We start from the raw sequence: 12673 nt of genomic DNA, 5'->3' as shown, positions 1-12673 counted from the left end.
CCTCAAGTCATTGCTCACCGTTGTGCTTACCTTAATGGATTAATCTTTGCTCGCTAAATAAAAAGTGGGATGCTCCCGATTTAAACAATGTCCTTGTAAAACCCAATCCTGCGAATCACCGCGATTTTCTACCAACTTTTTCGCATATTTCAAAGCATCTGTATAATCTTCCTTCTCCCAAAACCCATCAAATTCCTTGCGATAGGCAACAAAACGAGGATTATCCTCTTCTTCCATATCCATTTCTTCCAGCGCTTTCATAATATACTCATGCTCCATTACCGCATCTTCTGGTAATGCTTTTATACGATAATTAAAATCTTCTCTGGTATCCGAGTAGTTACTAGTTAAATCTCTAGCTAAACCCATACTCAAACCTGCTTGAGCATCATTTGTGGTAAAACCATTTGTAATTGTCTCAGATTTCATCCCCAAACGTTGTTGTAATTCCTCTTTGGTATACCAACATCGCAAAAAATCGACAAATAAACGTATTGATTCCTCTCGCTGTTTCTTAACTTCCAAACAAAACCGCATCAAAGGTTCGCGTAATTCATAAAATGATTCGCTTCCTATCTTTTCCAGACATACATAACCTTTGCTACACAATTCTTTTAGCTGACCTGATGTAATTTGCTCGCTAATAAAACAACGTTTTGCGATTTCTGTCATTATTACTGGATGACGACGCTCGACTAAAAACTCGATAATTTTGCGTTGCTGTGGAGATAGATATTGCATTTTTGTTTGATAATATGGTGTCAAATCATCGAGCATCTGCATAAATGGTTCAACTAATTCATCGAGGGATTTACGAGTTATAAATTGCGAAAAGATAACATATATACGAGGATTTCCACCTGCAAGATGATGGATTACACGAATACGAGAATATCCTGCCACTGTGCGAATAAATGATTTGAGTTCGCTATCTCCTTCTAATTCTACAATTTGTGTTAATAAATCTACTGCTTCGTTGATTTGTAATGTTTCTAAAAAATAAGGATAGAAAAAACCATAAAATGGGTCATCTTGTCGCTTAATTCCATCAAATAAACTTTGAGATGTGGCTAATATTGAAATAAATGAATAGTTTTGGATATAAGCTCGTAATTGTTTTTGTCCAATATCATCTAAACCCTGAAATAAAATATCTAAATTTTCGGCAATGATTAATAGTGTTCGCTTACCAATAAATTCTTTGAGTAGAGATGCAGCTTTGAATTCGGCATTTTCTGGCGATAATTCATAGAGTGATTCAACTTCCAAATTTAATGTTTGATTGTATTCATCCGGATATTCTTCTTTTATGACTCGAAAAATTCGCTGTAATAAACTTAAAAACGAATCAATACCCCATTCCTCCTCTCGCAACCAAGCAATTACTAACTTATCGCGTAAGTCTTCCATTTGAGAGATACGATGATAAACCAGCGACACCAGATGGGTTTTCCCAATACCTCGCATTCCCACTAATAGGCGAAAATGTTTATTTTCAGAAGTCGCACTTTCGCGAATTGCATCCACTAAATCATCAGCTAAATCGTGCCTTTTAACAAAGATTTTTTCTAGCGTCTCTGCTGACATTGAACTAGGAGTAAAACGGGAGAGAAAAGAAGTTTTCATAGGATAATATCAAATTTACATAATCTGCGAACTGCCAGATTCCCGACTTCTAACCATGCTTGTCGTCAGATTTAAGACTTACCACAGAAGTCGGGAATCTTGAACCAACGCGAAAACGCTACATTCTCACTTTATTTAATCCATATTCCTTAAATTCCTCATATACCGAATTTAACCGCGCAATAAATTCCAATATCGCTTAATTAAAGAATAGCGAAAACGATATGTTCTGTCAGCTTGGCGAACAATATAATAATCTCTTTCCAAAGTTCTTAATACATTTCTTGCTATTTCCTTATCTTGTGTTTGCGCTTCATTTTTCAACTTGTTAAACAAATCATCAAATAACAGCGATTTATCTTCCACAGCAAATATATCCAGTATATTCAACGCATAAATGCACTGCTCATTTTTATAGTAATTGTCAATGCGATCGCGATAATGATCCATCTTCCAGGGATTAAGCGGGTTTAGCAAGCACTCATTGATAATTTGGTCTATTTCTGTTGCTTCAATTGCTCTACGTCCCATTTTCAATTGAAGCACTAGATGGTGAATATAAAAAGGAATCCCATCAACAGCTTGAGCAATTGCTGCCGCACTTTCGTATACATTGGAAGTGACAATTTTCTCACCTTCTAATAAACAACGGGCAAGACGAGTTGCATCATTATCCAAAAGTGCTGGCACATCTGCACTATACATATCGTTGATTGGTTCATTACTATATCCAACTTCCTTCAACTTCCCAACCACATGATGCAAACCAATCGAACCTGTAAACACCATTCTTACATCGGGATAAGTTTGACGAATTGCTCGTAATGTATCCAAAACTTCCATTGCTTCTTTGTCGCCGATATTACTTAACATATACGGCACTTCATCCCAAAACAAAATTACTTTCTTGTCTTGATTCTCCAACAAATCAGCAATTGTAGTGGTTAATAAATGCTTCCAATAGGCAGCAGCAAATTCGGGTAATTTTACACCCATTATTTCCGTACTACTTAGCTGCGTTAGTAATTGTCGGGTTTTTCTGGCAGTTCGTCTTAACTTTGTCAAATATTCCTCGACATCCTGCAATACCGTCTCGACAAATTCCAAAGGCGATCGCACTTTTTCTAAATCGTGGTACATCGATAATTTATCTGGTGGTGGTTCCGCTTGCATCTTTTTAATAATGCAAGTTTTTCCCATTCTCCGTTCCGCACTCAATACCAAACTTTGGCGTTCTAAAATATCCCAAAAACTCGAAATTAAACCTCGTCTACTTTGAGAACTGTAGTTTTCCACAAAGACCTTGAGATTGCTACCCTGCGGGTAGCCACTTTGTGTCTACCTTACGTCGCAATGACGGATTTGAATCTTAAAAAAAACTCCGGGTTTCATCATGGACGAGGTTTAGGTCATCCCTGCCCACCACTTCAGAAGATGCAATTTGTCCCCCTGGATTCGCTTTCATATTTCAGCTATCTCTAAAATACGTCGCCTTTATTATAAATGCGATCCTAAATGCGATCGCTTTAATTACATCCATTCTGACCAAAATTGAAACTACCACCCCTACAATCAAACATATGCAAACCGAATTTCTGCGATAATTCCTCGCAAACTTTCACCCCACGTACGCTATTTCCCCGCGAATCTAACAAGGGTGAAAATACAGCTATCCCCATTTTCCCAGGAACCACAGCAATAATTCCCCCACTGACACCGCTTTTTGCCGGAATCCCAATTTTATATGCCCATTCTCCCGCAAAGTTATACATTCCACAGGTGTACATGACGCTGAGAATATCTTTAACATAACGACTATCAACCGCTTGTTCCCCTGTGATTGGATTCACTCCTTTATTTGCCAATGCTGCTGCCATGACTGCTAAGTCACGACAACTCACCATGACAGCACATTGCTGAAAGTACAAATCCAATGCTTCTTCGATATGTCCATCAATCATGCCAAAATTCAACATGAGATGAGCCATTGCCCGGTTACGATGTCCGGTACTGCGTTCCGATGTAAACACAGACATGTCAACATATACATCCTTTCCAACATAGCGACGATACATATCCAGCATCCGATTGAGACGTTCGGTTGCCCCTTTACCTTTAATCAGACTTGTAGTTGCGATCGCACCTGCATTCACCATCGGATTATATGGTCGTTTCGATTGCTCGTCCAAAATAATCGCGTTGAATGCATCCCCCGTCGGTTCAACCCCAACCCGCGTCAATACATAATCCCTACCGTGGTCTTCCAATGCTAACCCGTAGGCAAAAACTTTCGACATCGATTGAATGGTAAACAACCGATTAAAATCCCCAACTTGGTAAACTTCACCATCGACTGTCGCCACGCAAATACTAAATAAGTCGGGATTTACCTTCGATAACTCCGGAATATAATCTGCGATCGCACCATCCCCCAAGTTTTTGTATTTGCAATGCAACTCATCCAAAAAAGCTGGAAATGATGGCGCAATAATTCCTAATATTTCTGACTTTAAGCTTTTTGACTCTTGATTTTCTGAATGTACCATGCAGCTAATAACTTGACTTTATTATAAAATTATAGTTTTAGAGTTGATTCGCAACCATAATATGCTTGCAAAGTATGATTTCAACCTGTTTGATTTTCCCATCATCTGTATAACTTTCAAAACAACTTTGAACCTAGAAATTGTCACAATCGCCACACTCAATGCTGGCAAAGCTTGGCAATGTAGATATGGTGAATATTTTTTGACAATTGATTAGTTAAACTTAACTAGCTTTTACGCAGCTTGATGTTTGGACATTGAGTTTCAAATATCTCTGAAATGGCTTTTGGTTATACATTAGCAGGTTTAAAAATTCCCACTGACAAGCTAATATCTGATTAATGATTATGATTAGTTATATAAATTAAACAGAAGTATCAATTTTCATTGCATTTTTGTTCGTATTATTACTTCAGCGTCAGTATTATTACTGCTATTTTAATGTAATTATAATAACGTTTTCCTGATTTGAGTTTTCCAAATTACCAGCCTTTGGGCAGGCTCATACTTACTTCCTCAGGTACTTAAAGGCAAGATTAAGAATTGACTTATTTGGCTAAAATCGCGACTAGTATATTACGTACAAAAGATAGGGAGGAAGAGGATTTGAGGCTTTTAGGGTTGGAATTTAGAAGGCGATATTGAAATATATTTGGTTCCAAAATAAGTGTTAAGTTTCAAAACAATTTTCGTGTTTTTTTCAAAAAATTGTTACATCGCGAAAAAGCTGATTATGTCTAGGTTGTAACCTTGTAAAGTAATTGTCAGATGACGAAGTTTACCAAACTTTACGGAAAAACCCCGATCCCCAAGTGCAAATGTTCGTGTTAGTCTGTTGCAGTCACAAACAAAAAGTGAAAGCGGAACGAGTTCAAGATTCTGCATATTTATTGTACTTAATTAAGTGCGTAATAGCAGACCAAATCAAGTAGCTCAGTTCCCGTGTTACTTTCAATTAGGACACATGAATCATAGATATTTACTAACTGTTTTCGCCCTGCTTAGTGCATTTGTGGGCAACCCATTGATAGCTCAGAGCCAAACGACCGAGCAATCAAATCCGAAATTACCTTCATCGCCATCGGGTGATGTGATGAAGGTAGGGGAGTACCAAAGTAAAACAAGTACTCCTTCTGCAAGCGATGCAGTGGCGGAAATTCACACGCACAATAAAGCGGGTCGTCAAGCAGCTACACTTTACATCCGTAACATTCCGATTCTCACTTTTGTGGGAAAACAACAGGTAGCAAGCACATCTAACACAGAAACCAAGGTCGGTGCCATTGGTAATGTAACTAGTGAAACAGGTGTCGTACAAAAACAGTACGCCCTCACTGCTAGCAACCCATCTCCCATAAAGGTTGCGACTGTTGGGGAAAATGCGGATTTGTCAAATCAGGTTAATCCAAGCAACGACGATCCAATTCAGAGAGCGAGTGTAATAGCGGCTCGCATCAATGACTTAGTTCGTCAAAAAGTCGATGCCAACAAGATTATAGTCAGTTGGCGGCAAACAGGTGAAATAGCAACCACCAACCAAGCCAAAAATAAGAATTTAGCTAACCAAGAGTCTGAAGGTCGTTACGTCATCAAAGTTGATGGTCGAGAACTCGTCGCGATCGATGGCAGCACCAGCTTGCCCGACTCCACCAATAATCAAGCGCAAGACGCATTGCAAGCCACAAATCGCCTCCGTAGGTTGATTGGTAATGCATCTCCGCTCAACGAGATTGCAGGTTTACCTGCAAATGTGCCTGGAATCTCGATACCTAAATTGCCCGATCAAATTGCGATCGCACCCGTTAGATTAACCCTTCGTGGTATAGCCTCATTCTACGGCTACGATGGTTCGGGCAATAAGACAGCGACAGGTGAGCGCTTCAACCCTGAAGCAATGACAGCAGCCCATCGTCACCTACCCTTTGGTACAAGGGTTCGTGTCACCAACACCCACAATGGGCGATCGGTAATCGTGCGAATCAATGATCGAGGACCATTTATTCGTGGTCGAGTCATTGATTTATCCTACGGTGCTGCTCGCATTATTGGAATGATTGGTAGAGGCGTTGCACCAGTTAAAGTTGAGGTTTTGGGACGGTAATACCCAATACCTAATACCCAATAATTAACACAAGTAGAGACGTTACATGCAACGTCTCTACTTTTTGATTTTTCCGATTGTTTTTTCCAATTTGTCGTAATACCCCATCCTTTCTCCCTTGCTGACTTGCTGAATTTAGATAAACTAACGGGGGAGGGATCGATATAATTAGGGGTATTTTGTGCGCCTGCTAACGACAGTTGCAGCTTTACGTTGCTATTTAGCCAAATGCGGCTTAGAAACAAGGGATTCACAATTAATTGAGCCGCTACAATTTGAAGTAACAGCTTCTCACCAAACAGCAGTTGGTTTAGTGCCGACAATGGGGGCTTTGCATCAAGGGCACCTAAGCTTGATTCAACAGGCGCGAACTGAAAATGCCACGGTAATTGTGAGTATTTTCATTAACCCCTTACAATTTGGTCAAAATGAGGATTTTCAGCACTATCCTCGTACATTCGACCGCGACCGAGAGATATGTGAGGAGGCTGGGGTTGATGTAATTTTTGCACCGACTCCTCTTGAGTTGTTGGGGAAACATTCTCTCCAGCAAACTCCTGAGGAGTTGCCGGGGAGACGCTCTTTCCGGCAAACTCCGGAACCGATAGGGATGAGGGCGAAGTATATAGAAGAGTCAAAACTAACACAGGTTATCCCTCCATCTGCTATGACATCTGGCTTGTGTGGTCGTTCTCGGCTAGGTCACTTTCAGGGTGTGACGACGATTGTTACTAAACTTTTCAACTTGGTACAGCCTGATCGAGCCTACTTCGGTCAAAAAGATGGTCAGCAGCTGGCTGTGATCAAAAAGTTGGTTTGTGACCTGAACATGCCCATCGAAATTGTTGCTTGTCCGACGGTACGAGAAGTATCTGGTCTTGCTTTAAGTTCGCGCAATCAATATTTGAGTGCCACTGAAAAGGAAGATGCTGCGGTATTGTACCGAGGTTTGCGACGTGCGATGGTAGCATTTAAAGCAGGCATTCGTAATGCCAACAAGTTAATTGCGTTTGTGCAGCAAGAAGTGGCGATGGTCAGTACTGTCTTAGTGGAATATATTGAATTGGTTGAACCGACTACTCTCATGCCATTGGAAACTATTCAGGAGGAAGGAATGCTCGCGATCGCAGCTCGTTTGGGTTCTACACGTCTTATTGATAACACCTTGCTTCGCGATCGCAAGCCGATTATCGCCATTGATGGTCCAGCTGGTGCTGGAAAATCAACTGTTGCTCGTCTCGTCGCTGCAAATCTAGGTTTAGTCTATTTAGATACTGGAGCTATGTATCGAGCAATGACATGGTTGGTACAGCAGTCAGGTATTGACCTTGATGATGAATGTGCGATCGCAGAACTAGCTGCCAAATGCGTAATTGAACTTGCTCCCAGTCAAAATCTTGACTCTCCGGTTCAAGTATGTGTTAACGGCTACGATGTAACGACTCAGATTCGTACCCCAGAGGTGACATCAAAAGTATCGGCAATAGCCGCACAAACTGCGGTTCGTCTCGAATTGGTGAAACAACAGCAAAACTGGGGTAAAAAAGGGGGTTTAGTTGCAGAAGGACGAGATATTGGTACTCATGTTTTCCCCGATGCGGAAGTCAAAATCTATTTAACGGCATCAGTTGAAGAACGGGCACTTCGTCGTTTACAAGACTTTAAAAAGCAAGGTTTGCCGGAAGTTGATTTAGAACAACTGGAAAAAGACATTGCTGAACGGGATTGGAAAGACAGTACCCGCAAGGTTTCTCCACTGCAAAAAGCCGACGATGCAGTTGAAATTAAAACTGATGGTTTACATACCAGTGATGTCACTGCAAAAATTGTTGACTTTTATCAGCAGCGTTTATCCCAGATGTAAATGGTATTAACTAGTACCGCTTGGCGTAAATATGCCTACCATTTAGGGCTTGAATTTAGTCCTCTTTTAGAGGACTTTCGCTATTAGACAGAGGTTTATAACCTCTGGCTCTCTGGCTCTGACGGGTTTGGTATTCACAATACTCGGTTTACTTGCGCCGTGTTGTACTAGTACAAGAATTCAATATTTAGAATTCAATAATTCTTTATCTGAAAGCTTTTCAGGGAAAATGAATGGTTTGTATGTTGTATATCTAGCTGTACTAGTTCAACATAATGGTGAGTTATTAACGGTAGCTCACCATTTTTCTGAATTTTTAACAAATAGTATTGCAGTACTATATTAGTCTTGATTTAAGGCTGAAATTCCAGCCCACTAAATACCTCCTTGATAGTGCCACTATTCCAATCCTTGAGTGCCAGTTGTTAAAAACTGCTAAACTACTGCACCTGTAGTCCCGTAAAAATGGTAAAAATGTGATCGAGGAATTGCGTGTGCGATAAATCTCCGAAAGAGTTGCTCTCGCGATCGCATTTTACTAGGGGTATCTCAAATGCTGGAACAATATCTAAAATCTAAAACCAAGCCAAATTATCGGATTACTTGGAGTAACAGACTTTTAATTAACCTTAATTTGTTACAAATTTGGAGAGAAACTGGTACAGTAGTTCTATCGGTTTATTCTTGTATTTATCAACCAAAGTTTAGAATCAACCTTAGATGTAGTTAGGTGTGGGGATTTTCCATCCTACCGTAACGCGATTTCAAATCCAAAATCTAATTGACAAGCGTCTTTCAAGCGTCTTTAAATGTCAATAACTCAGCCCTAAAGGGACTGAGCTTGTAAGTAACAGGGCTTACGTGTAAGACTTACGCTCATTTGAGACGCAGTTTGGTACGAACTTCCGAATGTTTCCCTAGTTCGGATTATCTTTAAACTATCTTGTTAATAGTGTTGCTTAGGGCAAGACATCTTAACTGTGTTGAGCGAGGGGACTTAAACAGGTTTGCTGGTTCCTGGGATTATATCCATTTAAAAATCAGCATACAAAAACACGGTGGTTAAAACCACTTGTGTCGCTTCCCTCTCAGCACTAAAAGTGACTGAGTTTCCCGCATACCGTGAGGTTTTATGAAAGCATCTGCAAAATTCGATTTCGAGGATGAGAGATTTAACGCACCACCTTCTCAAGTGATTCCTTGGTGCCAAATGATAAATCCGCGATATAACGATGATGGGGTACAGTCTCACGGATTAGCGGTTAAACTCGATAATGCTCAATCTGTAGGATTTACACCAGATAGTAACTGGCAGAAAGTTGAGCATGAATTCACATCTGGAATCGAAACAGTTTATCTAAGTGCCACTCCAAGAGTAGTTATAGTACGTCGTGGTCCCCTATCGGTGAAAGACAGGGAAACAGGAGTAAAACTGGGGACATTACGGGATAACTATGAAGCATTTTTAGCAGATAAACTCAAATTTAAAACCTTTACCCGTTACCTTGTGTTTTTGGTGGATGAAAATCAAAAATTCCTGCATGAATCACCATTACAATTAACGTTACATGGTGCAGCTGGAGCAAGTTTTAGTAAAACTTATTGTGAATACCAACAGGGAAGACCATCTGGTGGATTCGTGATTGAACTCGAACGTGCATATGCCAATTTTCGTCAACAGCCAATCATGCCGAAAGGTGCTTTATTTCATGCTCACGGAATTTTTTGCCCAATCATCGAATCTGAAGAAAGAGGAATTCATCCGAATATTGTTTTAGTTGCTTCGACAACTAACTATAAACATCCCACACCTACAACTTTAACCCAATATTTAATTGCTTCCGATTCTCCCGAATCAGCAATTATTACCAGAATATTTGAAGATTATAAAGAATTTGGCAAAGAACAACCTCGCACCGAAAATAATGGTAATAGCGGGAATAACGGGAGTAATGGGAATAACGGGAATAACAACAAGATGGCAATGGCAGGAGTTGCAAACTCTTCTTACGTTTATGCAGATGAAGACGACTTTGCGTATCCACCCTATTAAATAATACAAGTATTGTTGAAACCGTAGAGACGTTCCACGGGAACGTCTTCCTCTCCAAGATTTTTTTTATTTATTTCTTTGTTTTGGTATATGGTGATATTTCCTTACCAAAAAGAGTGCGGTACATCAACCGATAAATATCGGTATTATCAACGGTACTTGGTAATTTATCGGCATTTAATCCATGTGCTTTAGAAACGATCGCACCTGCATTATCCCCTCCAGTTGACCAACCGATGGCAAAGGGAAAACGTTTTCCTTCTTGATTTGGAGCGGAAACGAATGGAGGTGTTAATTTGCCTTCTTTACCATCCCAAGGTGCCCCATTTTCGCTTTTTTCGGGAATTGGTTTATCGAGGGGAAAATCTCTTTCTGTAACTCCAACTAATTCTAATCCCCCAGCATCACTATCTGCGGCGGTAACTAGTAATGTATTTGGATTTTTCTCTACATACTTCATCGCAATACCCACCGCATCATCAGCACGTTTCATTGCTTCTAATGCACCTTTGGCATTATTAAAGTTGGAGAAATTATCTGTACCTTCTTCCTCCAAAACCACTATAAAGTTTTTGTTCTTCTCCGATAAAATCTTTAATGTCACATCCAACATTTCGCCGACAGTGGGTGCTGTGGGGACATAAAGAGGTAAATTTTTCTGTTTTAACTCTTCCTCTGAAGCATCATTGTAGGTGTCATCTGCTGCGAAAACACCCAGTATTTTTTTAGTATTCGTAGGTAATTTTAATAACTCTTCACGAGTATATACAACCGTATAACCTTTCTTCTTCGCGACTTCAATTAAATTTACATTATCTGCGCGCTGACTTTGTTCTGCTGTGCTGTGCTTTCCCGCAGTTCCTTTAGGAAGATACCACATTTCCCCACCACCCAAAATCACATCAATATTGGATTCAACTACTTGCTTGGTAATCTCGGCAAAGTTGCGACGAGTGGGAACTTTAGCGATAAAAGCGGCTGTTCCGGGTTCGTGAATCATCCCCGAATTGATGATCGCTGTACCTTTGCCAGATGCGATCGCTTCTTCAATAATGGTTTGAGTTTTTCCAGAAGCTGCTACAACTGGTTTAAAATTTTCATCCAAACCAAACGAATCAGCATTCACCTTTATCCCGGTTGCATGAGTCACCGCACCACCGTTAGAAGTTGCGGTTAATTGGTTCTTCATATGTCCCAGGTAAACACCCATGTGGGACATTTTATCCCAGTTTAACCTACCATCGGGACCATAATTTAACATTCTTGCCGCACCCCAATGGGAAGGACTAGTTCCATCAGGGTGAAGAAAGATTACATTTCCTTGACTTGAGTTACGAGAAGGAGCGCAACCTGCGATCACAACTAAACTCAATGTTGCCAGAGTGATAATTTTACACAAATGACCCACAGTTTTCAAAACCCCACTCACTCGATTTTTAGATGAATAATTTGGCAAATGTTAATGGAAATTAACATAACACTAGTTAACGATTAATGACTTTAAAATTCGGTTAACGTTTTTTGTGAGGTGAAACACATGTAATAATTAGACTCTAAAATTCATATAGTGCGGAGACCGAAAATCAGATATAAATGGGTGTAGTAGTTACAGCACATTTCATTTGGGTGAGGTACACTCCCATCTGCGTACCCTGCGGGTAGGCACGGAGTGACTTCCAAAGGTAGCCGCATTAGACGAGCGTACATCGGAGAGGTTGCCGTAGGCTAGCGAGACTTCTCGCAGAGTAGCGTCTATATCCGCGTTTATCTGCGGTTTTTATCTCTTTATATGTACCTCATTACAGACGGAAGTGCTGTATCAATAAATTTTAAGACAGATAAGAAAATGACAATTAGCACTCGAAAAACTATGCGTACAATTAATCTCTTATTAGCAGCTAGTGCGGCTTCGTTTTTTGGATTCTACAGCCCAAATATTAATTACCCTCGCACTGATATCGCTCAAGCGCAAACGAAACAAGTAAATCCGACTCCGCTTTCAACTACGGATGTACGTCAAGTTCGCAAAGTACTACTAAAGCAAACCCCAATCATTAACCAAAGTTTTCGAGTTAATTTACAAGAATGCGGTTCTTGTTTCTTTGTACCTGCAATTAAAAGTGAAAGGAATTTGGGGATATATTTAGTTAAAAATAACCGAGTTGCTTATACTTTTCCCCAATCGGAAGATTTAACTCCTAAGGGTTGGGCTGTACATAAGGTAAAAGCTGTATCGTTTTTGCAGCTAGGTTTTTCGGGTCCCAACGAAGACGGTATTATAGTTTTAGCCGAATATATTACAGGCATTGGTCGAGATGGAGCCAAACCCTTCCCTGTCACCATTGTTTATATGAGAGAAGGCAAAGGATTTAAAATTTTAGCGAAAGAAAGTGAAGTTCTAACATCAAGAAGGGTGAAAACAGTTAGAGAAGCTCAACAAATATTGCAAAATGAATTCAAATATTTACCATAGAAGAATTCTT

The 12673-nt window shown here is 40.0% G+C and carries 9 protein-coding genes; 5 read left to right on the top strand and 4 right to left on the bottom strand.

What is annotated here, in order from left to right; translation table 11 throughout:
* Nucleotides 1–39: 39 nt before the first annotated feature.
* The 3 genes from CK510_RS04740 to glsA all read right to left on the bottom strand — a co-directional run bounded on the left by CK510_RS04740 (nucleotide 40) and on the right by glsA (nucleotide 4172).
* Nucleotides 40–1626 (bottom strand): ATP-binding protein, encoded by a 1587-nt coding sequence (locus CK510_RS04740; RefSeq protein WP_143289225.1) that lies wholly within the window; start codon nucleotides 1624–1626, stop codon nucleotides 40–42.
* 171 nt (nucleotides 1627–1797) lie between these two features.
* A complete protein-coding gene (locus CK510_RS04735; protein WP_095720600.1) occupies nucleotides 1798–2922 on the bottom strand; it encodes an AAA family ATPase in 1125 nt (374 codons plus the stop codon).
* A 230-nt stretch (nucleotides 2923–3152) separates the two neighbouring features.
* Nucleotides 3153–4172: a glutaminase A gene (gene glsA, locus CK510_RS04730; protein WP_095720599.1), complete on the bottom strand. Its 1020-nt coding sequence runs from the start codon at nucleotides 4170–4172 to the stop codon at nucleotides 3153–3155.
* Between the two features lie 61 nt (nucleotides 4173–4233).
* Here glsA and CK510_RS31485 point away from each other — a divergent pair, with 61 nt between their 5' ends.
* The 4 genes from CK510_RS31485 (at nucleotide 4234) to CK510_RS04715 (ending at nucleotide 10190) form a co-directional block, all read left to right on the top strand.
* The gene (locus tag CK510_RS31485) at nucleotides 4234–4389 is read left to right on the top strand and encodes a hypothetical protein (RefSeq protein WP_158224842.1); all 156 of its coding nucleotides are present in this window, start codon (nucleotides 4234–4236) and stop codon (nucleotides 4387–4389) included.
* A 747-nt stretch (nucleotides 4390–5136) separates the two neighbouring features.
* On the top strand, nucleotides 5137–6273 hold the full coding sequence (locus CK510_RS04725; RefSeq protein ID WP_095720598.1) for a septal ring lytic transglycosylase RlpA family protein: 1137 nt from the start codon (nucleotides 5137–5139) through the stop codon (nucleotides 6271–6273).
* Nucleotides 6274–6454: 181 nt separating this feature from the next.
* Nucleotides 6455–8137: a bifunctional pantoate--beta-alanine ligase/(d)CMP kinase gene (locus CK510_RS04720; RefSeq protein WP_095720597.1), complete on the top strand. Its 1683-nt coding sequence runs from the start codon at nucleotides 6455–6457 to the stop codon at nucleotides 8135–8137.
* Nucleotides 8138–9269: 1132 nt separating this feature from the next.
* Nucleotides 9270–10190: a DUF5895 domain-containing protein gene (locus CK510_RS04715; RefSeq protein ID WP_095720596.1), complete on the top strand. Its 921-nt coding sequence runs from the start codon at nucleotides 9270–9272 to the stop codon at nucleotides 10188–10190.
* 70 nt (nucleotides 10191–10260) lie between these two features.
* On the opposite strand, the gene CK510_RS04710 is transcribed toward CK510_RS04715, so the two are convergent.
* Nucleotides 10261–11571 carry an alkaline phosphatase gene (locus CK510_RS04710; protein WP_373695782.1) on the bottom strand — a complete coding sequence of 437 codons (1311 nt, stop codon included), beginning with the start codon at nucleotides 11569–11571 and terminating at the stop codon, nucleotides 10261–10263.
* A gap of 489 nt (nucleotides 11572–12060) precedes the next feature.
* Here CK510_RS04710 and CK510_RS04705 point away from each other — a divergent pair, with 489 nt between their 5' ends.
* Nucleotides 12061–12663, top strand: coding sequence for a hypothetical protein (locus tag CK510_RS04705; protein ID WP_143289224.1), 603 nt, complete (start codon nucleotides 12061–12063; stop codon nucleotides 12661–12663).
* Nucleotides 12664–12673 lie beyond the last annotated feature (10 nt).

It is taken from the genome of Brunnivagina elsteri CCALA 953 (assembly GCF_002289455.1).
GTDB lineage: Bacteria > Cyanobacteriota > Cyanobacteriia > Cyanobacteriales > Nostocaceae > Brunnivagina > Brunnivagina elsteri.
This window is presented reverse-complemented; position numbering and strand designations above follow the sequence as displayed.

Bases quoted from the DNA above. Each gene is read 5' to 3' on its own strand.
- glsA (WP_095720599.1), bottom strand. From the start codon at position 4,172: ATGGTACATTCAGAAAATCAAGAGTCAAAAAGCTTAAAGTCAGAAATA.
- CK510_RS04705 (WP_143289224.1), top strand. From the start codon at position 12,061: ATGCGTACAATTAATCTCTTATTAGCAGCTAGTGCGGCTTCGTTTTTT.
- CK510_RS31485 (WP_158224842.1), top strand. From the start codon at position 4,234: ATGCTTGCAAAGTATGATTTCAACCTGTTTGATTTTCCCATCATCTGT.
- CK510_RS04715 (WP_095720596.1), top strand. From the start codon at position 9,270: ATGAAAGCATCTGCAAAATTCGATTTCGAGGATGAGAGATTTAACGCA.
- CK510_RS04725 (WP_095720598.1), top strand. From the start codon at position 5,137: ATGAATCATAGATATTTACTAACTGTTTTCGCCCTGCTTAGTGCATTT.
- CK510_RS04740 (WP_143289225.1), bottom strand. From the start codon at position 1,626: ATGAAAACTTCTTTTCTCTCCCGTTTTACTCCTAGTTCAATGTCAGCA.